Source organism: Candidatus Liberibacter americanus str. Sao Paulo (assembly GCF_000496595.1).
Classification (GTDB): Bacteria; Pseudomonadota; Alphaproteobacteria; order Rhizobiales; family Rhizobiaceae; genus Liberibacter; species Liberibacter americanus.
In genome coordinates this window covers 1-22,233 of record NC_022793.1, presented here as the reverse complement: position 1 = coordinate 22,233, position 22,233 = coordinate 1, and the positions used below count along the sequence as shown (strand labels likewise).

Genomic DNA, 22,233 nt, shown 5'->3' with positions numbered 1-22,233 from the left:
ATCCGGAGTAAAGAAAGTATGGTTAACAAGATTGCTATAAATGGATTAGGACGTATTGGAAGAAGCATTATTCGCTCTATAGTCGAATATGATCGTGATGATGTGAAGCTTGTCGCTATTAATGATCTTAATTCTATAGAAAAAATCGCTCATTTGCTTAGTTATGATTCTGTCCATGGAAAATTTCAAGGTAAAGTCAAAGTTACTGGGAATACAATAGATGTTGGATTTGGTCCAATAAAGGTTACAAACCTTCGTGATCCTAAAGAATTGCCCTGGGATGGTGTTGATGTTACAATGGAATGTACAGGATTTTTTACTACCAAGGAGAAGTCTTCTATACATTTATCTAACGGTTCTAAGCGTATCCTAGTATCTGCTCCCTGTAAAGATGCAGATAAGACTATAGTTTATGGTGTTAATCATAAATCCTTAAATAAAGATGATATAATAGTTTCTAATGCTTCCTGCACTACTAATTGCTTAGTGCCAATAGTATATGTTTGTGATAAGATTTTTGGCATTGAAAAAGGTTATATGACAACTGTTCATTCTTATACAAGTGATCAGCATATATTAGATGCAGGGCATAGTGATTTTTATCGTTCTCGTGCTGCAGTTCTTTCGATGATCCCTACATCTACAGGTGCTGCTAAGGCTGTAGAATTGGTTTTACCAAGTCTAAAAGGAAAATTAGATGGTTCAGCCATTCGAGTTCCTACTCCTAATGTTTCAATGGTAGATTTAAAATTTATTGCAAGTCGTAACGTTACTGCTGCCGAAATAAATAATGCAATTAAATCATATTCTGATAATGAATTATCAAATATTTTAGGATATGTAGATCTTCCATTGGTATCTGTTGATTTTAATCATAATCCTTGTTCATCTATATTTGCTGCTGATCAGACAAAGGTCGTTTCTAGTAATATGGTGCGCATTCTTTCTTGGTATGATAACGAATGGGGCTTTTCTAATCGAATGTTGGATACAGCTTCTATTATGGGGAAATTTATTTAGATATATAATATATTAATCTTCTTAGTATGTTATTTGTTTTTTCTTTTGATAAAAGATATGGGATAATCTCCCATTAGGACTTTCTTTATTTTCATTGTTATGTGATTTTTTAGTATGAAAGTTGATCTTATGAGGAAACTTAGGACCATTGATGATTTGCCTGATGTTGTGGGGCGTCGTTGTTTATTGAGAGTTGATTGGAATGTTCCTTTTGTAGATGGTAAAGTTTCTGATTTTACTCGTATTGAGCGTGTTGTGCCTACTATCCTTGAACTAGTAAGAAGAAAAGCAAAAATTGTTATTCTTTCTCATTTAGGTCGTCCTAAAAATCGTAAAGATGATAGTTTTTCTTTAATCAAGCTTGTACCTATAGCAGAATATATTATCAAAAAAAAAATTACTTTTGTTACAGATTGTATTGGTAGTTCATTAAATGATGATTTATCCTATTTATCAGATGGTGGTATTATTCTTGCTGAGAATGTGAGATTCCATTCTGGAGAGGAAAATAACGATCCAAATTTTGTTAGTATGCTAGCAAAAAATGGTGATTTTTATGTGAATGATGCATTTTCTGTTGTCCATAGATCTCATGCTTCAGTTGATGGTTTATCTCGAGCATTACCTTCTTTCATTGGTCTATCTATGCAAAAAGAACTAAATATGCTGGATAGTTTGTTTAAGCGATCTAAAAAACCATTGGTTGCTATTACTGGAGGATCTAAGGTTTCTACAAAGATTGAATTTCTAATCAATTTAGCAAAGAAAGTTGATAAATTAGTAATTGCTGGAGGTATGGCTAATAGTTTTTTAGTGTCAGATGGGTTAGACATAGGAACTTCATTATGCCAGACTGATTTTTCTGAAAGTATTCGTCAGATATTATTTGAAGCTAATAAATCTGGTTGTGAAATCATTTTGCCTATTGATGTTGTTGTTGCAAAAGAATTGAAAAAAGGCATTGCAACGAAAAATGTTTCAATAAAATCTATACCAAAAGATTTTATGGTATTAGATATTGGTTGTAAGACAGTAGAATATATCAAAGAGGTAATTTATCATTCTAAAACTTTGATATGGAATGGTCCGTTAGGTGTTTTTGAGGTTATGCCATTTGATAAATCTACAGTTGAAATAGCTCGTTATATATCTGAATTAACAAAAGAAAAAAGAATTGTTTCTGTTGCTGGTGGTGGCGATACTATTGCTGCCCTTTCTCATGCAGGGACTGTTAATGATTTTACCTATGTTTCTACTGCTGGAGGTGCATTTTTCGAGTGGTTAGAGGGAAAGAATTTGCCTGGTATCGTTGGATTATCTTCTAAAATGGCTTGAATGCTTAAAAGTATGATCCGGCAAATAGGTATTATTGTATATTTTTACTTGTTCTTAAGTTGCAATCGGGGAAGTATTCCTCCTATATGATTTATATTTTACGGAGATAGTTTTAAATGGCTGAAGAAATTGAGAATATTGTTGAAAAAATATTCCGGACAGGAAAAGGAATTTTAGCAGCAGATGAATCCAATGCTACTATACAAAAGCGTTTTAATTTAATCAATTTGGAGTCAACAGAAAATTCAAGACGTGATTATAGAGAGATGTTGTTTAGCTCTAAGGAAGCTATGAAATATATTTCTACTATTCTTCTTTACGAAGAAACTTTATATCAGAAAACTCAGGATGAAACCTCGTTTGTAGATCTTATTAATGATGCTGGTGTATTGATAGGTATTAAAGTAGATCGTGGTTTAAAACCTTGTCCGATGTATCCGGGAGAAACTGTTGTAGCTGGATTAGATGATTTAGATATGCGATTGAAATCATATAAAGAAGTTGGAGCATGTGTTGCTAAGTGGCGTGCTGTTTTATCTGTTTCTGATATGTTGCCAAGTATTGCTGTTGTTAAGTCCAATATGCAGATATTAGCTCGTTATGCAGCTACCTGTCAAAGTTTTGGAATTGTGCCAATAGTAGAGCCTGAAATTTTAATGGATGGATCTCATACAATTGACCGTTGTGCAGAAGTAACAGAATTTGTATTGCGTACTTTATTTGATGAATTATCTGATATGAGGGTTTGTTTAGAGGGATTGATTCTGAAATCTAATATGATATTGCCGGGGAAAGATGGAGATATGGTGTCAGATGAAGAGATTTCTACTAAAACAATAAGAACACTTAAACGTGTTGTTCCATCTGCTGTTCAAGGGATAGCGTTTCTTTCTGGAGGTCAGTCAGAAAAAGATGCTACATCTCGTCTTTCTGCAATGAACTTAGTGGGTAATTGCCCCTGGAAGTTAAGTTTTTCTTATGGTCGTGCATTGCAAGAAACTGCATTACGTACGTGGCAGGGTAAGAAAGAAAATGTAGTTGCTGCTCAAAGAGTTTTATCACATCGTGCTCATATGAATAGTTTGGCAAGCATGGGATGTTGGAAAGAAAATTTAGAATCTGGTAATGGAAAATAATTTTGGAAAAAGGTTATATGCTATTTAAAAATCATAAAAATTATTTTTTTATGATGTAGTATCTATAACATGTCTATAGTCATTAGTTTTTATATTCTATAATATGTTTAGCTTATTTTTGATATTTGGAATCTATGGATTTAGTGAATTGTAAATAGGGATTAATTTATGTCTAATCTTGTTTCGGGTTCGATTAGTTTTATTAATAGGACGGTGTCTTCTATTCGATTGAGGGTTCTTTATGAGGAGAGCATGTCTCTTGTAGAAGAAGCGTCTTCTTATTTCGATGAGGAGGGACTTTCTTTATCAAAATTATTACCTCGTGTTTCATCTTCATTATATATTTCTGAATCAGTTCTTTTAACTACGCGTTTGATGCAAATGATTTCTTGGTTATTATTGCAACGTGCTTTTGAAGATAAAGAAATGTCCCTTGAGCAAGTAATCACAGAGAAGAAGAAAATACAGTTTAATGTTGATGAGATAGACTATGATAGTCCTGAATGGAATGATATGCCGTGTTTTTTTAAGAACCTTGTAGAACGTTCATTGCATCTTCAGAATAGGATAATATCTCTAGATAAAGAAATTTATGGTAATAATTTTGATAGTTTCCCTGATAATATAAATCATGTTCAAACGCAAATTAAGTTGCTAGAAGCTTGTTTTGGAAATTTTTAGTTTTATACTTATTCAATATTTATTTTATATATTATGTTGGTTTAATTTGAATTGTTTTTTCAAAATTAGGATGTTTATATAACATTTTTGACATGTATATGATATATTTCATTTGATTATGTGTTCTTATTGATTAGACTTGTAATGGGATGTATCTTATTATAAATATTGGTGGTAATGGTTAGATTATATTTATTTAGTGCAGTATAATATTATTTTAAATTAGGTTTATATAAGCAATAAAAACAAAGCTACATATATATACTTTTTCCTGTATATGTATATGATGTTGTTATGGGTTAATATACAAATTAATAATTCCTGATTAGATATCATTTTTATCTATTTTAAGATATTATTGATTTTTTATCAAATTTGACTTTTTTTATAAACTATTATTGCAATCTAATTAATATCGCTTTACATAGAACAGGGTATATTATTTTTGCGCCCGTAGCTCAGCTGGATAGAGTACCAGACTACGAATCTGGGGGTCAGGAGTTCGAATCTCTTCGGGCGCACCAATCAATTATTATCATAAATCTTAATTATGTTTTCTGAGCATATTTTATTAATTTCATCATTATGTTTGGCTCATCTATTCAATTAATATAAAATATTTATTTTAAGTCGATATCATTTCTATATTTTCTGATGAGTGTAGAGCTTATTAAGTGGTGTTTGTTATGAATAAATATCCAAGACGGTGCTGCTATTTTGCATAAGTTATTGCTTATTGATTCATCTAATTGAGCATATTTAAATGCTTTTGCCATTGGAGATGATATATAATTTAGAGTTGTTCCACATCTATCAATAATTGCGATAGGCACTGTTGTTACAATCCTTTTCCATTGATACCAACGATGGAATTTTGTTATATTATCTGCTCCCATTATCCATACAAAATTAACTGATTTGTTATGAGCTTTTATCTTAAGTATTGTATCAATAGTATTATTTGTATGATTAAGAGAATATTCAAATGCGGTGATACGTATAATTGGATTTTTTACTAATGCTTTGCTTAATTCAATGCGATTTATAAGAGGTGATATCGACTTACAATTCTTAAAAGGATTATATGGTGTAATAATCCACCATAATTGATCTAAATCAAGCTTCTTAATGGCAATATTAGCTATTGATATATGTCCGTGATGCGGAGGATCAAAAGTTCCTCCGAATAATCCGATTTTCATGCCTGATTTTGCATTAGGCATGCGTATAGCACTTTTGAGATATTTATTTATTTGCATGTATGTTTATTCTCTTGGTTTAAGAGACAATATAATATTTTTAAATATATAATATATTAAAGTTTGATCTATTTTATATCTTTATTCCCTTTTAAATATTTAGATACGATCCATGTTTTTTATTTTGCTGCTATTTATATATGAAAAAATTATGTATAATAATGATATTATATATAATATTTTCTGTAAAATATTGAAAACGTATTATATAAAAAGCAATTATTTTCAATATCTATTCGAATCAATATTTTTTAAATTTTAAAGATATATGTTTTATTTCTTAATACCTTAATTCAATTTATTAATTATTTTTTATATTAAACGTTTAATTATGTTCGAATAACACCGCAATAGGATGGTTATATCTACTTATTTAGATATTTTCCCTCTAATATTCCGGGTTAAATAAGATTAAAAGTAAAAGCATATGGTGAAAAAAAAAGATTTTTAGTCCTTTTCTTTTTCGCGCAAGAACATGATTTTATCGTGAATATATTGTAATATATCTGATATTCCTCTGCCTGTAATAGACGATAATGCAAATGGAGTTTGATTGCATATGTAGCAAAGATCAGCTTGTTTTTTTGCGAGCACATTATGGTCAACCATATCTATTTGCGATAGTGCAACTATTTCTAACTTTTTGCTTAATTCGCTATTATAAGCAGATAACTCGTGTGATATAGATTCATATGCATCTATTACATCTTCTTCAAGAGCAGAGATAAGATGTAATAGAATGTGTGTTCGTTCTGTATGTTTCAGGAATCTATCGCCAATTCCTGCGCCTTTATGAGCATTTTTTATAATTCCAGGAATATCGGCTAGTATAAATTCATCGTATCCTACTTTTGCTAATCCTAAGTTAGGATATAAAGTGGTAAATGGATAATCTGCAATTTTTGGCTTTGCTTTTGTAGCTGCTCTTAAAAAAGTTGATTTTCCTGCGTTAGGAAGCCCAATAATGCCAACATCAGCTATTACTTTTAATTTAAGCAAAATTATTTTTTCTTGTCCAGGTAAGCCTAGATTAGCATATTTAGGAGCTTGATTAGTTGATGACTTGAATCTTGTATTGCCAAAACCGCCACTGCCTCCAGGTGCTAATAGAATACGTTGTCCTTTTTCTACTAAGTCACAAATAATGCTGTTACCGTCTTCTTCAAAAGCTTGTGTTCCAACAGGAACAAAAATATTGACATCTGCTCCTTTTGCTCCGCTTTTATTTTGTCTCATACCTTTGTTGCCGGATTTTGCTTTAAAATGTTGTTGATATCGAAAATCTATGAGGGTATTGAGATTATCTACAGCTTCGATCCATACGTTTCCGCCGTTTCCACCGCTGCCTCCATCCGGTCCGCCAAATTCAATAAATTTTTCCCGCCTAAAAGAAACGCATCCTGCACCACCATCTCCAGATTTTATATAAATCTTTGCTTCGTCTAGAAACTTCATGCAGTCCTGCCATACCTATAAAATATTATTTTTTTTGTAATAAAATAAAAAAAATCCTTTGCGGAAGCTCCTAATGTTTATTATTTAATTAAAAATAAAAAAATTATGCAAGCAGACTATAATTGATGTCTATGCGCTTATATCGTAAAAGATATGTTCTTAATATAAAAAGCACCATAAACTTATTTCACAATAATTTAATTAGACAAATACAGATCTAAACGATAGTACTTAAAAACCATATATATATAAATTATGTCAATATTAAAAATTATTTAGAAATTTCTTTGTTTTGAATAACAGATACGCATGGACGTCCTTTATAGTTAGTCTTAAATTTCACGTTCCCATCAACAAGTGCGAAAATAGTATGATCTTTTCCCATACCTACGTTATTGCCAGGACGATAACGTGTTCCACGTTGACGTATAATAATATTTCCTGCTATCACAGTTTCTCCTGCGAATTTTTTCACCCCTAGCCTTTGACCAGCTGAGTCTCTTCCATTTTGAGTAGATCCACCAGATTTTTTATGTGCCATTATACTTTCTTCCTATACAATCTTTTCCCAACATATCTTCTTTAAGATGATACAATATCGGTTATGCGGACAACAGTCATTTCCTGACGATGTCCACGCGTTCTTCTGTAATTCTGCCGACGGTGTTTCTTAAAAACGACAACTTTCTTTGTTCTAATTTGTTTTACAATTTCAGCTTGAACATAAGCGCCTTTTACGCAAGGAGTTCCTATTGAGATAGATGAACCATCTCCAACTGCCAGAACTGTATCAAATCTAAAACTATCACCATCTTCAGCAATGATCTTTTCTACAGTGACAATATCGTTGGCAGATACTCGGCACTGTTTACCTCCAGATTTTATCACTGCAAACATAATTCATGTCCTTTCATCCTTTAATAAATTATACATAATATTCTAGTTTTTACACAAGAAAATTAAAATTATGCCAATAACGACTAAATTATCCGTTGAAGTGGGATAATAATCATGAGACTATCTATTCCAATAGTAGACAAACTCCGCTATTATTAGTAGCTAATCAAACCTTCATCTTATGTCAAGAAAAGTATGATGGCAAATAATACTTCTTATGATTATAACATTAATATTAATGATATTTGAATAACAATTTGGAGAGGTGACAGAGTGGTTGAATGTACCGCACTCGAAATGCGGAGTACCTATTGGTATCGGGGGTTCGAATCCCCCTCTCTCCTCCACAATTTATGATATTATATGTAAATTCATTTTCCTTTCTATTTTATAACTTTTAATATACCTATTAATTTATTATATTCGCGTATCTAAATCTATTCCATACTCTTAGTATTTATGTGCGCTATATCATTAAAAGATATCTTATATTTATAGACTGAAAATAATCGATAATCTGCAAGCTAATCTAAAAAGTTTTGCAAGCTATTTAATCTTATAATTTTAATATATCGTTATTTGTATATTAAAGTTTGACCAACTACTTATAAAGCAATTAGTATAATATTTGACTCTTTAATTTGTAAAATCATCCTCCAAGTGTGTCAAAGAAATCCTTCATTTTTGAGAAAAATCCTATAGATTGAGGACTGTTATCTTTTGAAGATATTTTTTCAAACTCTTCTAATATCTCGCGCTGACGGCTATTTAATTTCTGTGGTGTTTCTACTTGAATCTGGACATATAGATCTCCTTTTCGACCAGAATGGAGGATTGGCATCCCTTTTCCTTTAAGACGAAATTGCTTTCCTGTCTGTGTGCCTTCTGGCACTGTTACCCTAGATTGCGTAGCATCAAGAGTTGCAACTTCAAATTTACCTCCAATTGTCGCAGTAATCATAGATATAGGCACTTTACAGTATAAATTTGCACCATCCCTTTGAAAAAATTGATGTTTCTTTACAGATATAAAAATATACAGATCTCCTGCATTTCCGCCATTCAGACCTGCTTCACCTTTACCTGATAACCTGATACGAGTTCCATCACCAGCTCCTGGTGGGATATCGAAAGATACGATTTGCTCTTCTTCTACGCGACCTTGTCCATAGCATTTAGCACAAGGATTAGATATAATTTGTCCTGACCCTTTACAACTATGACATGTTCTTTCAATTGAAAAAAAGCTTTGAGCAGTGGTATATACAGTTCCAGAACCACTACAGGTATTACAAGTTTTAGGAGTTGTTCCTGGCTTTGCTCCAGATCCATCACAAGTATTGCATTTAATAATACTAGGAATTCTGACTTGCATATTTTTTCCAGAAAATGCTTCTTCAAGTGAAATTTCCACATTATAACGAAGGTCTGCTCCAGGTTCTTTTGTCGAGGATGATCGTTTATTCCCCCATGAACCTGAAGCTGCGCCGAAAATATCTTCAAAAATATCGGCAAAAACACTGCTGCTGTTCATTGTAGATCCAAATCCAGCAGAGCTTTGAGATGAAGGGCCTCCATTTTCAAAAGCAGCATGTCCGTATTGATCATAAAGAGCGCGTTTTTGAGGATTACGAAGAACTTCATACGCCTCGTTGGCTTCTCTAAATTTTTCTTCTGCTTCTTGATTATTTTGATTCTTATCCGGATGATATTTCATTGCCATATTTCGAAATGCAGCTTTAAGCTCTCGATCGCTGGCATTACGATCTACACCTAGTATTTTATAGTAATCAGCTTTTTTCATACTAAAGTTATCCTTAAATAATGGAAATCCGGTTGTTGTGACACAGCCGGATTTCTTCTAATGACTTAATGATTTTTATTAAGAAATATTAGGTTTTTTTCTTTTCATCTTTTATTTCTTCATAATCTGCATCAATTATATCATCCTTGGAAGGTTTCGTATCCTCCTTTTCATTAGTAGAATCCTGAGAGGAATTTTCTGTTTTAGCTTGTTTCTCTTGTGCTTCATATATAGCCTTTCCAAGATTCATAGAAACTTCCATTAGCTTTTGAGTTGCTTCCTTAATGGAATTTTCATCAGACTCTGTATCATTGACAGCAGATTTTAGCTTATCGATTGCTTCTTGGATAGAGTTACGGTCTTCTTCAGATACTTTATCACCATGTTCTTTTAGTGATTGCTCTGTTGAGTGTATCAGACTTTCTGCTTGATTTTTTGATTCAACGTCTTCACGTCGTTTCTTGTCCATTTCAGAATGCATTTCTGCATCTTTTACCATTTTCTCAATCTCTTCTTCAGAGAGTCCACCAGAAGCTTGAATTCGGATCTGCTGTTCTTTTCCTGTTCCTTTATCTTTTGCAGATACATGAACTATTCCATTAGCATCAATATCAAATGTTACTTCTATTTGAGGGACGCCTCTAGGAGCATTAGGTATGCCCACCAAGTCAAATTGCCCTAATAGCTTATTATCAGATGCCATTTTTCTTTCGCCCTGACTTACTCTTATTGTTACTGCTGACTGGTTATCGCTAGCGGTTGAGAATACTTGTGATTTTTTTGTTGGAATTGTACTATTACGCTCAATAAGGGGTGTGAAAATTCCGCCCAAAGTTTCAATTCCAAGAGAAAGAGGAGTTACGTCTAATAAAAGAACGTCTTTTACATCGCCCTGAAGAACTCCCGCTTGTATAGCTGCTCCCATAGCAACAACTTCGTCAGGATTAACTCCTTTGTTAGGAGATTTTTTGAAGAAATTTTGAACTGATTCTTGAATTTTTGGCATACGAGTCATACCGCCAACTAGTACCACTTCATCAATATCACTAGGTGATAAACCTGCATCTTCCAAACATTTCTTACATGGTTCAATAGTTTTCTGTATAAGATGACCAACTAAAGCTTCAAATTGGGAACGTGTTATACTCATATTTAGATGCTGTGCGCCTGAGTTATTAGCAGAGATAAATGGAAGATTTATTTCCGTTTTTTGTGTTGAGGATAATTCAATTTTTGCTTTTTCAGCCGCTTCTTTTAGCCTTTGTAGTGCAAGAGTATCTTTCTTAAGGTCTATGCCATTTTCTTTTTTAAATGTATTACATATATGTTCTACGAGGCAAGAATCAAAATCTTCTCCCCCTAGGAATGTATCTCCGTTTGTTGATTTTACTTCAAAAACACCGTCACCTATTTCCAAGACTGAAACATCAAAAGTTCCCCCACCAAAGTCGAATACTATAATGGTTTTACCTTCTTTTTTTTCTAATCCATATGCTAGTGCAGCTGCTGTTGGTTCGTTTATAATACGCAATACATCAAGTCCAGCTATGCGACCAGCATCCTTAGTTGCTTGTCTTTGGGCATCATTGAAATACGCTGGCACAGTAATAACTGCCTTATCCACTTTTTCTCCTAGGAAATTTTCAGCTGTTTCTTTCATTTTTTGTAAGACTATTGCTGATATTTCAGAAGGAGAGTACTGTTTACCATGAGCCTCAATCCAAGCATCTCCTTTCTTCCCTTTAACTATTTTATAAGGCACTAATTCAGCATCTTTTTTTATGATAGAATCATCATAACGACGTCCTATAAGGCGTTTCGCCGCAAATATTGTATTATGAGGATTGGTTACAGCTTGACGTTTTGCAGGTTGTCCTACTATCCTTTCCCCATCATCTGTAAAAGCAATCATAGAAGGAGTAGTACGAGCACCCTCGGCGTTTTCGATAACTCGTACATTTTTTCCATCCATGACAGCAACGCATGAATTCGTTGTCCCGAGGTCAATACCTATGACTTTTGACATAATTACTTCTCCTTTTAAGCAGACTGTTTGGATCTCTTAAAGAGCCTTCCTTTTGCAGTCCCTAATAATACTTAGTAAATGAACGCAATATTAATGCGATTGCATAATACATATAAGTAGGGAGTTTGATAACTGCAAGAAGCAGTATGAATAAGAATTGTTTAAAATATGTCATGTTGATAAAATTTAATGTTCGTTTAATAAACAAAAGTGCTATTTTTACTAATTTTTTTATAATTTTGATTCATAGCCGATTAATTATTCAAAATAATTTTATCATTAACAAAATGTAAATTCATAAATTATACAGCTTTAGACTAGATAGAGATGATGAATAATTGCTACATATAGTTTCCCTTAAATTATATCATGTAATTTTTTATTTTTTCTATCTATTAGGAAATTAAATCATTGTATTTAAACAAACTGATTGTTAAATCGACATATTATTTGTTAAGCTGTAGATTATGTGATGATTAGTGATTAATTTAATTTTTATTGAATCAGTAAAATAAAGATGCATATTTTATCCGGACTTTGTTATATATTAATTTTTATGTCTACTAAATTGAGAATATTTTGGTTGTCATGATCCGTGATTGATGCATAATTTTATAAATGTTAAGAAGGTTAGATTATAAATTATGTCTAATATACGTGTTCATAATGGTGATATCCCAGTCGAATGTATTGATATGTATACTGATGCTATTGCTGTCGATACGGAAACACTTGGCTTGGTTCCACGCCGAGATAGGCTTTGTGTTGTTCAGCTATCTCCAGGAGATGGGACTGCAGATATTATACAGATTTCTAAGGATCAAAAAAATGCCCCTAATCTTGAGATTATGCTCTCAGATCGAAAGCGAGAAAAAATTTTTCATTATGGTCGTTTTGATATAGCAGTATTATTGAATAAATTTGGTTTTGTAGTTGCTCCAGTTTTTTGCACAAAAATTGCTTCTCGTTTAGTGAGAACTTACACTAATTATCATGGACTTAAGGATAATTTAAAAGAAATGTTAGGGGTTGAGATATCAAAGTCAAAACAATCATCAGAATGGGATGCTGATGTTCTATCTTATGAACAACTAGAATATGCTGCTTCAGATGTTATTTATCTTCATGCGTTGCGCAAAAAATTAATTGAAAAGCTTGAGAAATTGGATAGAATGCATTTGGCTAATTCTTGTTTTGACTTTATAGCAAGTAGGGCTGAATTGGATTTGCTTGGCTGGGATAATATTGATATTTTTGCCCATAGTTAGAATTAACTATGAAGGATAGATAATTCTATCTTTTATGGATATATTGGAAGATATTTTTATTATTATAGTAAACTATTATATCTTACTATAGTATAAAAAGCTATACTGATGTATTTATCTACAAAACTATAATACTAAATGTAAATTTGATCGCAAGCAAAATATATCGTATATTATGCCTATTGCATTTACAACTGTCAAATATTATCAACATCCCGTTACAATAATTTTACTACACATTGGAGCGGGCGAAGGGATTCGAACCCTCGACCCCAACCTTGGCAAGGTTGTGCTCTACCCCTGAGCTACGCCCGCTTATGATATATTATGTTTAAAAACAAACAGTCGTTATAAAAAAATCAATAAGTAATATATTGCTTAAATAATATCCAGAAGCAAGAGTAAAATTAACAATTACGATTATTTGCAAGCTAAATTTATGACATAATGTGTAATTTCAAGGCGGCTATTTTTAAATTATATGGAAAATATTTTTTATATGTATTTTTTAACTATATTAAAAATGAGTCATGAATATATTATAAATAATCAATAATGAGCAGTAATCATTAGCATTTTTATTTTAAACATAAATAACAAATGCACGTTACTTTTTGAAAGATATCTTAACGTTATCAATAGTATAAAATATTTATAAATTGCGCCCAGTTATTTGGTAAATTACTGATGCTTTAATATATAATATGATCCAATGTTTTCAATAATTATCTGTATGAAATACTTTAATCAAAAACATTGGATTAATTATTAGTATATTAATTAGCAGTATATTGGAAAAAATCTTATGTCACATCCGCTTCTTTTAGATCAAAGACAATTCGTAGCTTTCTCAATGATTCTGTTTGTCTAATTAGATCATCTATTACGTTACGTACTATTTTATTCCCTATGGGATTGTTGTCATTAATCATTTGATCATATGATTCAACGTGTGATGCATGTTCTGCCATTATATATGCGTCTTTTAGTGTATCATATAATTTATTATTTATTTCTATATCTAAATTTTTATAATTATTTCTTATAAGATCTGAAATAGAAGCGCCGCTTATTTTTTCGCTGTTAATTCTAGTGTATTCTCCTGTATAACTAGATGCAATTCCAATGATATTATTTAAATAAGACGCATGAGTATTATCAGAAAAACGGTCTATTTCTTGTTCAGGATCATGTAATACTAAGCCAAGATTCATACGATCACCTGCTAATTCACCATAGGACATATAAGTCATTCCCTTGATCATCAAATTTAATCCTGACTTTATATCTTTCATCAGAAGCTTAGTTGTTTCTCCTTCAGCACTCCAAGATTTTGCCATTTTTTCCAAATCAGATATTAGCAATGTGGAAGCGATCTTTAGATAATCAGCACGTTTTTTACAATTTCCTCCCGTACATTTTTTTATGCTAAAATCTGTGTAAGGCCTATCTCCAGCCTTTCGAGTTTTTGTTTGCAGATCTTGTCCCCAAAGAAGGAATTCTATTGCGTGATATCCAGTTGTCACGTTTCTTGATACGCCGTTTGCTCCGTGTAATTTTCGAATTAGTTCAGGTGTTAGAACAGATATATCTATTTCTTGTCCATTTACAGAAATTTTTGAATTAGCTATTATATTTGCATTGTATAATTCATTTTCATTGTCATCTTGAATATATGAAATATCAACATAGTCTATGAAACCTTCATCAATAGGCCACTCATTTATTTTTTTATTCAATTCATTGATGGTTGGACTAATAAAACGATTAACTTCAGATTGTTGATATGGAATACGGGCTTTGATCCATTTAAGACGCGCATCATCTAGTTTTTCCTTTGATGGGAAAGCAATAAGAGCATCAATTGCATTATCTAATTGTTTGGCGCTGTTGAGTGCGTCTTCATATCTTGCATGGGCAACATATGCATAGTGTTGTAATACATCAATTGGATTAACTGCTGCTAAAGCATTAGGCAAACTTAATGGGTTAATTAAAAATATAATAATACTAGTAAAAAAACGTATAAATAAAATATATTTCATTATTTTCTCCAAGAGAAATTCGACATAATTAAAATTTTTGCATATATTTATTCCGTCTTTATGTCAAATTAGCTTTAATTTTATGTATTTGGGCTTTATTTGTTAATTATTTATTTTATATTAACGAATATATTTACATCTCATGGTAGATTTTACGTCTTATGGTAGATAATGAGTAATTTTACTTTAAAGAGATATTTAATCGTCATATAGATGATTATTCTAATTGTATCATACTTGTATGAAGCTATTTTATTAATATAATTTATCATAAAAATTATTATGTATGATGTTTCAGTCTACAAAAGAAAAATCCATCTGTATTAGTTGAAGCTGGTGTGAGAGTACAACATCCATTTTCTAATAAAAGTGAATTGGGTGCTTCTATATTGTACAATGTATTCCAATCATCGATTATGGGATCAATTTTGAAAAAAGGATTATTTTCTAAAAAAATATGGATTTGCTGTATATTTTCCTCGGGAAGTATAGAACAGGTGATGTAAATAAGATATCCGCCAGGGCGTACGAATTTTGAGCTTTCTTGCAATATATGTTTTTGTTCTTCGATTCTTTCTTGAAGATTTTTTATTGATAATTTCCATTTTATTTCAGGGCGCCTTCTCCATGTTCCGGTTCCCGAACATGGTGCGTCAACTAAAACTGTTGTAAAGTGTTTGTATAAGTGTTGCAAAGATTTTAAGTTGTTGTGTAGTTGTATATTATGGGCTCCAGAACGCTTGATACGAGCAACTATGGGAGCCATTCTATTTTTGTTTTTATCCCAAGCATGAATTTGCCCTTTATTGTTTAATAGCATAGATAGTGCTAATGTTTTGCCTCCCCCGCCAGAGCAAAAATCTAGAATCTGATGACCGCTTTTTCTTGCCGCAAGATCTGATACTATTTGTGATCCTTCATCTTGTATTTCGAACCATCCGCGCTGGAATGAAATTTCATTTTTTATATTGGGTAAACGTAATGTTCTTTTCGTTGCAGGTATACGTAGTCCGAACCTAGATATGGGCGAGTAATTTATGTCATAGCATTGGAGTTTCTTTAATAATTTTTGACGGCTGACTTTTAGTGTATTAGTTCTTAAATCTAATGGAGGACGCTCTGATAATCCTTTGACTTCTAAGAGCCAATTTGATTTAAAATTTGATTGTATCGATGCTTGTAACCACTCAGGAATATTTCCTTGAATATGTAAAGGTGCGTTTTCTAATTGACGACAATTTAATGATGCAATAGTTGATTCTTTGGGAAGAGGAGGAGCAAAACGATCATTTTTTAATATGATAGTTATTTCTTCAAAAGGGATATTCCATTCCTTGATTATAATTGCATAAACTAGAGAAGCAGGATTATCATCATCCATTATATAAGCGCTAGATAATCTTTTTCTAATCACGTCATAAACAATATTATTAATTGATGCTCTATCACTTGATCCGGCAAAACGGTGAGATATTTCCCAATCTTTTAAGGCATTTATTGCTGTCTTTTTATAATTATTGATGTCAGTAAGTATCTCAATAGCTGCTGTAATTTGTCCACCTAGACGCATGTAGGATTTCCATTTATAAATATATTAAAATAATATTGAATGATCATCATATTACATAAAATAACGGGATAGTAGTAATATATAGTTTTCAAATTTTTTTTCTACAAATGTTTTTAAAAGTTAAGGAGTATAATTTAAGATGGTGCATCCTTCATTGAAGTTTGGAGATAATTCATCTAGCCTAAACATATTTGAACGCAAAGATTGGATAGTAGTTTTACCATTAGGTGCATACGAGCAACATGGCCCACATTTGCCAATGGATACTGATACTATTATTGTAAATGGTTTGGTAGAACGTGTGATAAGTATACTTCCTTCTAAACTTCCGGTTACCTTTATGCCCGCAGAATCTATTGGTTATTCAATTGAACATATGTACGCTGATGGAACTAAGACGTTATCTTATAATGATGCTATAGAACGTTGGCTTTATATTATAAATCAATTACATAATTTTGGTATATTTAAAGTTATAATGTTGAATGCACATGGTGGTAATTCACCGATTTTACCTATTGTTGCTATAGAATCACGAGTGCGTTTTTCAATGTTGGTGGCATATACAAGTTGGTCAAGATTTGTCATTCCAAATGATATTATTTCTGCTTATGAAAAGGAAATAGGTATACATGGAGGAGAAACTGAAACTAGTATGATGCTTGCGCTAGCACCTCATTTGGTTAATATGAATTTAGCTAAAAATTTTTCCTCACGTCAAACGGAATTCATGCAAAAATTTAAGTATTTGCGTGCATATGGTCCACATAGTTTTGGTTGGAGTATGGATGATTTAAATTCTGCAGGTGTCGTTGGTAGTGCTTCATCTGCAACTGCTGAAAAAGGAGAGCGTTTGTTATCTCATATCTCTTCATGTTTTATCAGCCTTCTGGAAGACATAGATATTTTCAATTTGGATATATTCAATACACATTAACATACATTAAAAAAATCCTCATCAGTATTTAAATCGTAAAACTAAGTTTATAGAATTATGTTTAATTGTTTTTTAAACACTATTAGTCGTTTATCAATTTATTTCTTAATCAATATTTTCAAATTTGATATTTTTTGTGTTTTGTATAGATCATTTAAATATAACTTATTTGTCAATTATATGCCAAATAGTCATTTCATTGTTTATTTCTATATTAATTATGTTAAGTATATTAGAAAATAATGGAGGAAATAATAGTGCGTTTATCTGGTAGAAAAGCAGATCAAATGAGGGAAATATCTTTCGTACGAGGAGTTATTAAACATGCTGAAGGATCTTGCTTAGTAAAGTTTGGCGATACTCACTTAATAACAACTGCTACACTTGAAGATAAAGTTCCTGCTTGGCTACGAAATACAGGAAAGGGATGGATTACTGCAGAATATGGAATGTTGCCACGTTCTACGGGAAATCGCGTTAAACGTGAATCCATTATTGGGAAACAAGGAGGGCGAACGCAAGAGATACAACGCCTTATAGGTCGTTCACTTCGTTCAGTTGTTAATCTTTCTGCTCTGGGATCTCGCCAGGTTATTGTGGACTGTGATGTTATTCAAGCTGATGGAGGAACTCGTACGGCAGCAATCACTGGTGCATGGATTGCCTTATATGATTGCTTAAAACATATGGTAGATCGTAGTAGTAAATTGCAATTATCACAAATAATTAAAGGCCATGTTGCGGCTATATCATGTGGGATTTCTTCTGGCAACGCTATAGTTGATCTTGATTATGATGAAGATTCCAAAATTGATGTTGATGCTAATTTTGTTATGACTGATTCTGGAGATATTGTTGAAATTCAGGCAACAGCAGAAGGAAATTCTTTTTCTCAAGATCATTTGCTTTCTATGATGGTTTTAGCAAAGGATAAAATTGATGATTTGATAAAATTACAAAAGGATGTGATATCTGGAGTTAAACAATAAGTGCGTAAAATAAGTGAAAAAGAAATCGTTATTGCAAGTCATAATTATGATAAGATAAGCGAGCTTCGCAATCTTATTATGCCTCTGGGATTTTCTGTTAAATCTTCTATAGAATTAGGCCTGATTATACCAGAAGAGACAGGTAATTCCTTTGAAGATAATGCCGCTATTAAGGCTTTAAGCGCTTCTAAAAGCACATTTATGCCTGCTCTTTCTGACGATTCTGGATTAGTTGTTGATGCTCTTGATGGTCAGCCAGGAATACATAGCGCTAGATGGGCTGAAACAGAATCTGATAATCGTGATTTTTATATGGCGATGCAAAAGATTGAAAATATTCTTGTTGCTAAAGGTGCTACTATCCCTGAATTACGTTCTGCACATTTTGTTTCTGTTTTATGTATTGCTTGGCCGGATGGTCATATGGAGAGTTTTTTTGGCAGAGTAGATGGAACGATTGTTTGGCCTCCACGTGGAAAATTAGGTTTTGGTTATGATCCTATTTTCCAACCAGTAGGATGTTATCTTACTTTTGGAGAAATGACAGAAGAAGAAAAGAATGGTTGTGGAGGAGAAAGAGATCATTATAAATTAGGAGATGATGGATTCAATAGTCTTTCTCATAGATCTCGTGCATTTAAGCTTTTTATCAATGGCTGTTGTAGATAATTTTCTTCCATGGATTTAAGATGAATCATTACGAGTCGCAAAAAAAAATTCATCCTAATGCTTTGGGTATTTATATTCACTGGCCTTTTTGTATTAAAAAGTGTCCCTATTGTGATTTTAACAGTCATGTTCGTCGACATGAAATCAATCAAGAGAGTTTTATCCATGCTTTACTTCTAGAGATGAACTGGATGAGGCAATTAATTGGCCCTAGAGATGTTTCCAGCATTTTTTTTGGAGGTGGCACTCCTTCTCTAATATTACCTCAAAATATTGCTATAATCCTTGAAAATATTGCAAGGCATTGGAACATACAATCAAAAGCTGAAATTACAATTGAGGCAAATCCATCTAGTGTTGAAGCAGATCGTTTTTTAGGCTATAGGAATTCTGGAATTAATCGTGTTTCGCTAGGTGTGCAATCTTTAGATGACAACTCTTTGAAATTTTTAGGTAGAAATCATAATTCTTTTGATGCTGTAAGAGCTATAAATCTAGCTCGTGATATTTTTCCGCGTTTTTCATTTGACCTTATATACGCACTTCCAGGTCAAAGTTTAGATAAATGGGAAAGTGAATTGCGTAAAGCTCTTGATTATGGGATGGATCATATATCCTTGTATCAATTAACAATTGAAAAAGGAACTTTATTTTACAGATTACATAAAGATGGGATTATGATTCTTCCTGATGAAAAATTATCATCGGATTTGTATAATTTAACTCAAGATATAACTAGTGAATATAATCTTTATTCTTATGAAATATCAAATCATGCTAGTATTGGAAATGAAAGCTTACATAACCTTAATTATTGGAGATGTGGTGACTATATTGGCATAGGACCAGGAGCTCATAGTCGCATTAATATTGATCCTTATCGCATCGCAATATCTGTAGAAAAACATCCAGAAAGTTGGTTAAAGATGATAGAAAAAAATAACAATGCTATTATCGAAAAAGAATTTCTAAGCTTAGAGCAACAAGCTGATGAATTTTTGATGATGGGTATGAGATTAAGAGAAGGTATAGATATTAGTATATGGAAAAGATTTTCAGGTAGAAATTTAGATATTCAACGTGAGATGAGACTTCGAGAACAAGGTTTAATAGAACGTGTAGGATCTTCAAATTTAAGATGTACACAATTAGGAATGTTGATGCTTGATTCAATAGTCGCTAATTTATCTATATGAAATTACACTAACAACTAATCAATAAGTCATCCTACATTAGTAATAATGATGAATTAGTCAATTTTAGTAATTCATCAATTATTTAATTAGCCATATGAATTTTTATTAATACAGTGCATCTTCTTTGTAATATTTTGATTAATAATCTTTTATTAACTTAATATAATATTTTTATTTACGATTTATCTTTATAAGATTAATTTTAATTATTGATAAATATAACGAATATAATCATAATATTAATAATTTATTTTATAATTAAAAAGCATGATAGAACCTAATCTAAATATTAAATGCTTTCTTGATGATTTGAGATAATATAATTCAAATTAACTTTTATAATCATTAACTCACTCTGATATTAGTCTTTTTAGTAATTCTACTTCTTTTTTTATTACAGTGTCTTTTTCCATTGATTTTTCTATTTTTCTCACAGCATGAAGGACGGTTGTATGATCTCTATCTCCAAAACGGCGACCAATCTCTGGAAAAGATCGGGGTGTCATAATTTTTGATAGATACATAGCGATTTGGCGAGGCCTTACAATAGTACGTACCCGACGGTTAGATAAAAGATCAGTGCGTGAGATATTATAGTGTTTAGATACCATACGCTGGATATCTTCAATCCTTATTTTTTTTGTTTCTCCTGCGCTTACTAGATGTGATAACAATTCATCTACCATTTTGATTGTTAGTACAGGTTCGAATGAATTGCGGAAAACAAGCTGATTGAATGCTCCATCTAATTCGCGTCCACTAGTTGTTACAGTTTGTGCAACACGTTGCAGGATTTCTTCTGATATATATAATTTAGGATTATCTTTTTTTGCCATTTTAAGTCGATTTTTCAATATTGTAAGACGCATTTCAATGTCATGTGCTCCTAATGGCACTGCAACTCCTCCTTGAAGACGAGAACGTATCCGCGAGTCTAAAGATTCTAGTTCAGAAGGAGGGCGGTCAGCTGCTGCGACAATCTGTTTTGCGCTATCCAAAAGGGAATTTAATAAATGACAAAATTCATGTTGGATTAATTTTCCTTGTAAAAATTGCATGTCATCAATTAAAAGCAGATCAATATTACGAAGACAGTCTTTAAAATTAAGTGCATAGTTATCACGTATAGCTGTGGCAAATCTCCACATAAAATACTCAGCAGTTAAGTATACTACTCGAAGATTATTTTGCTTTTTGATTGCAGCATTTGCAATGGCTTGTAAAAGATGTGTTTTTCCAAGACCTACAGAAGCATGAATAAACAAAGGATTAAATCTTACTGTGCATGAACTAGAATTTTCTTCTGCAATTGTATGTGCAGCTGCTAAAGCCACACGATTAGAAGGTCCTTCTATAAAGTTTGAAAAAACGAATTTACTGTCAAGAGGTGAGCCAAATACAGGATTAATAGACTGTTTACCTTGGATGGTAGAAATCTTTCCTGTATTTATTATAGGTGGTTTTGCCGTAGTATGCGCAATGGCAGAAGATGACGATGTTTCAGAAGGCATTAATGCCGCGGATCTAACAATAATTTCAACTCCTTGTATAGAGCTAATGGACTCTTGGAAAAGCTTAGTTATAGTATCAATATAGCGATTTTTAATCCAAGCTTTTAGAAAATTAGTTGGGACAGATAGATATACTATGTTGTGTGATACTGATCGGAATTTAAGTCTTTGAAACCAGCTTGCATATACATCTGATCCTACTTGATCTTCTAATTTTGACGATACGTTTTTAAACAGTTCCTCGCATGTTGTCTCCAAACATCTCGCATCCGCATTTGTTTCAGGAGTTTCATAGTTATTTTCTTGAATACAAGCTGATATTCCTCTTGATCTCATTTTTTCTCCTTTAACCAAATTATATTCAAGGATTAACTAAAAAGTTATTCCCATATTATCTTATATTCTACATAACTCTCACATTATATGTTTATGAAT

The 22,233-nt window shown here is 32.1% G+C and carries 18 protein-coding genes and 3 tRNA genes; 11 read left to right on the top strand and 10 right to left on the bottom strand.

Annotation, left to right across the window (positions count from 1 at the left end; all coding sequences use genetic code 11):
- Nucleotides 1-18 precede the first annotated feature (18 nt).
- From gap to LAM_RS00085, 5 genes are all read left to right on the top strand, one after another.
- Nucleotides 19-1,020, top strand: a complete 1,002-nt coding sequence (gap, locus tag LAM_RS00105) for a type I glyceraldehyde-3-phosphate dehydrogenase (protein ID WP_007556638.1) — start codon at nucleotides 19-21, stop codon at nucleotides 1,018-1,020.
- 129 nt (nucleotides 1,021-1,149) lie between these two features.
- Nucleotides 1,150-2,355 carry a phosphoglycerate kinase gene (locus tag LAM_RS00100; RefSeq protein WP_040055819.1) on the top strand — a complete coding sequence of 402 codons (1,206 nt, stop codon included), beginning with the start codon at nucleotides 1,150-1,152 and terminating at the stop codon, nucleotides 2,353-2,355.
- 116 nt (nucleotides 2,356-2,471) lie between these two features.
- Nucleotides 2,472-3,491 (top strand): class I fructose-bisphosphate aldolase, encoded by a 1,020-nt coding sequence (locus LAM_RS00095; protein ID WP_007556636.1) that lies wholly within the window; start codon nucleotides 2,472-2,474, stop codon nucleotides 3,489-3,491.
- A 168-nt stretch (nucleotides 3,492-3,659) separates the two neighbouring features.
- Nucleotides 3,660-4,172, top strand: a complete 513-nt coding sequence (locus LAM_RS00090) for a DUF1465 family protein (protein WP_007556635.1) — start codon at nucleotides 3,660-3,662, stop codon at nucleotides 4,170-4,172.
- Between the two features lie 447 nt (nucleotides 4,173-4,619).
- Nucleotides 4,620-4,696: transfer RNA gene (locus tag LAM_RS00085), tRNA-Arg, on the top strand.
- Between the two features lie 96 nt (nucleotides 4,697-4,792).
- Here LAM_RS00085 and LAM_RS00080 read toward each other — a convergent pair.
- The 4 genes from LAM_RS00080 to rplU all read right to left on the bottom strand — a co-directional run bounded on the left by LAM_RS00080 (nucleotide 4,793) and on the right by rplU (nucleotide 7,783).
- Nucleotides 4,793-5,431 (bottom strand): nicotinate-nucleotide adenylyltransferase, encoded by a 639-nt coding sequence (locus LAM_RS00080; protein WP_007556634.1) that lies wholly within the window; start codon nucleotides 5,429-5,431, stop codon nucleotides 4,793-4,795.
- A gap of 447 nt (nucleotides 5,432-5,878) precedes the next feature.
- Nucleotides 5,879-6,886 (bottom strand): GTPase ObgE, encoded by a 1,008-nt coding sequence (gene obgE, locus LAM_RS00075; RefSeq protein ID WP_007556633.1) that lies wholly within the window; start codon nucleotides 6,884-6,886, stop codon nucleotides 5,879-5,881.
- 271 nt (nucleotides 6,887-7,157) lie between these two features.
- Nucleotides 7,158-7,427 carry a 50S ribosomal protein L27 gene (rpmA, locus tag LAM_RS00070; protein ID WP_007556632.1) on the bottom strand — a complete coding sequence of 90 codons (270 nt, stop codon included), beginning with the start codon at nucleotides 7,425-7,427 and terminating at the stop codon, nucleotides 7,158-7,160.
- A 41-nt stretch (nucleotides 7,428-7,468) separates the two neighbouring features.
- On the bottom strand, nucleotides 7,469-7,783 hold the full coding sequence (gene rplU / locus LAM_RS00065) for a 50S ribosomal protein L21 (RefSeq protein WP_007556631.1): 315 nt from the start codon (nucleotides 7,781-7,783) through the stop codon (nucleotides 7,469-7,471).
- A 259-nt stretch (nucleotides 7,784-8,042) separates the two neighbouring features.
- Here rplU and LAM_RS00060 point away from each other — a divergent pair.
- Nucleotides 8,043-8,130, top strand: a tRNA-Ser gene (locus LAM_RS00060).
- A gap of 302 nt (nucleotides 8,131-8,432) precedes the next feature.
- Here the strand turns inward: LAM_RS00060 and dnaJ are convergent.
- On the bottom strand, nucleotides 8,433-9,587 hold the full coding sequence (gene dnaJ / locus LAM_RS00055) for a molecular chaperone DnaJ (RefSeq protein WP_007556630.1): 1,155 nt from the start codon (nucleotides 9,585-9,587) through the stop codon (nucleotides 8,433-8,435).
- An 88-nt stretch (nucleotides 9,588-9,675) separates the two neighbouring features.
- Nucleotides 9,676-11,613, bottom strand: a complete 1,938-nt coding sequence (dnaK, locus tag LAM_RS00050) for a molecular chaperone DnaK (protein ID WP_007556629.1) — start codon at nucleotides 11,611-11,613, stop codon at nucleotides 9,676-9,678.
- Between the two features lie 641 nt (nucleotides 11,614-12,254).
- Here dnaK and LAM_RS00045 point away from each other — a divergent pair.
- Nucleotides 12,255-12,881 (top strand): ribonuclease D, encoded by a 627-nt coding sequence (locus tag LAM_RS00045; RefSeq protein WP_040055811.1) that lies wholly within the window; start codon nucleotides 12,255-12,257, stop codon nucleotides 12,879-12,881.
- A 240-nt stretch (nucleotides 12,882-13,121) separates the two neighbouring features.
- Here the strand turns inward: LAM_RS00045 and LAM_RS00040 are convergent.
- The 3 genes from LAM_RS00040 to LAM_RS00030 all read right to left on the bottom strand — a co-directional run bounded on the left by LAM_RS00040 (nucleotide 13,122) and on the right by LAM_RS00030 (nucleotide 16,496).
- Nucleotides 13,122-13,196, bottom strand: a tRNA-Gly gene (locus LAM_RS00040).
- Between the two features lie 488 nt (nucleotides 13,197-13,684).
- Complete coding sequence (locus LAM_RS00035; RefSeq protein ID WP_007556626.1) at nucleotides 13,685-14,926, bottom strand: imelysin family protein; 1,242 nt, start codon at nucleotides 14,924-14,926, stop codon at nucleotides 13,685-13,687.
- Nucleotides 14,927-15,206: 280 nt separating this feature from the next.
- Complete coding sequence (locus tag LAM_RS00030) at nucleotides 15,207-16,496, bottom strand: RsmB/NOP family class I SAM-dependent RNA methyltransferase (protein ID WP_007556625.1); 1,290 nt, start codon at nucleotides 16,494-16,496, stop codon at nucleotides 15,207-15,209.
- A gap of 139 nt (nucleotides 16,497-16,635) precedes the next feature.
- Between LAM_RS00030 and LAM_RS00025 the strand changes: the two genes are divergently transcribed.
- The 4 genes from LAM_RS00025 (at nucleotide 16,636) to hemW (ending at nucleotide 20,287) form a co-directional block, all read left to right on the top strand.
- Complete coding sequence (locus LAM_RS00025; protein ID WP_007556623.1) at nucleotides 16,636-17,433, top strand: creatininase family protein; 798 nt, start codon at nucleotides 16,636-16,638, stop codon at nucleotides 17,431-17,433.
- Between the two features lie 257 nt (nucleotides 17,434-17,690).
- A complete protein-coding gene (gene rph / locus LAM_RS00020; protein ID WP_007556622.1) occupies nucleotides 17,691-18,422 on the top strand; it encodes a ribonuclease PH in 732 nt (243 codons plus the stop codon).
- Complete coding sequence (locus LAM_RS00015; protein WP_007556621.1) at nucleotides 18,423-19,091, top strand: non-canonical purine NTP pyrophosphatase; 669 nt, start codon at nucleotides 18,423-18,425, stop codon at nucleotides 19,089-19,091.
- Between the two features lie 20 nt (nucleotides 19,092-19,111).
- A complete protein-coding gene (gene hemW, locus LAM_RS00010) occupies nucleotides 19,112-20,287 on the top strand; it encodes a radical SAM family heme chaperone HemW (RefSeq protein ID WP_007556619.1) in 1,176 nt (391 codons plus the stop codon).
- A 350-nt stretch (nucleotides 20,288-20,637) separates the two neighbouring features.
- On the opposite strand, the gene dnaA is transcribed toward hemW, so the two are convergent.
- Entirely contained in the window at nucleotides 20,638-22,134 is a 1,497-nt protein-coding gene (gene dnaA / locus LAM_RS00005; protein WP_007556618.1) for a chromosomal replication initiator protein DnaA, read from the bottom strand.
- Nucleotides 22,135-22,233 lie beyond the last annotated feature (99 nt).

Bases quoted from the DNA above. Each gene is read 5' to 3' on its own strand.
- rplU (WP_007556631.1), bottom strand. From the start codon at position 7,783: ATGTTTGCAGTGATAAAATCTGGAGGTAAACAGTGCCGAGTATCTGCC.
- hemW (WP_007556619.1), top strand. From the start codon at position 19,112: ATGAATCATTACGAGTCGCAAAAAAAAATTCATCCTAATGCTTTGGGT.
- LAM_RS00080 (WP_007556634.1), bottom strand. From the start codon at position 5,431: ATGCAAATAAATAAATATCTCAAAAGTGCTATACGCATGCCTAATGCA.
- LAM_RS00095 (WP_007556636.1), top strand. From the start codon at position 2,472: ATGGCTGAAGAAATTGAGAATATTGTTGAAAAAATATTCCGGACAGGA.
- gap (WP_007556638.1), top strand. From the start codon at position 19: ATGGTTAACAAGATTGCTATAAATGGATTAGGACGTATTGGAAGAAGC.
- LAM_RS00035 (WP_007556626.1), bottom strand. From the start codon at position 14,926: ATGAAATATATTTTATTTATACGTTTTTTTACTAGTATTATTATATTT.
- rpmA (WP_007556632.1), bottom strand. From the start codon at position 7,427: ATGGCACATAAAAAATCTGGTGGATCTACTCAAAATGGAAGAGACTCA.
- obgE (WP_007556633.1), bottom strand. From the start codon at position 6,886: ATGAAGTTTCTAGACGAAGCAAAGATTTATATAAAATCTGGAGATGGT.
- LAM_RS00090 (WP_007556635.1), top strand. From the start codon at position 3,660: ATGTCTAATCTTGTTTCGGGTTCGATTAGTTTTATTAATAGGACGGTG.
- LAM_RS00100 (WP_040055819.1), top strand. From the start codon at position 1,150: ATGAGGAAACTTAGGACCATTGATGATTTGCCTGATGTTGTGGGGCGT.
- LAM_RS00030 (WP_007556625.1), bottom strand. From the start codon at position 16,496: ATGCGTCTAGGTGGACAAATTACAGCAGCTATTGAGATACTTACTGAC.
- dnaK (WP_007556629.1), bottom strand. From the start codon at position 11,613: ATGTCAAAAGTCATAGGTATTGACCTCGGGACAACGAATTCATGCGTT.
- LAM_RS00025 (WP_007556623.1), top strand. From the start codon at position 16,636: ATGGTGCATCCTTCATTGAAGTTTGGAGATAATTCATCTAGCCTAAAC.
- dnaA (WP_007556618.1), bottom strand. From the start codon at position 22,134: ATGAGATCAAGAGGAATATCAGCTTGTATTCAAGAAAATAACTATGAA.
- dnaJ (WP_007556630.1), bottom strand. From the start codon at position 9,587: ATGAAAAAAGCTGATTACTATAAAATACTAGGTGTAGATCGTAATGCC.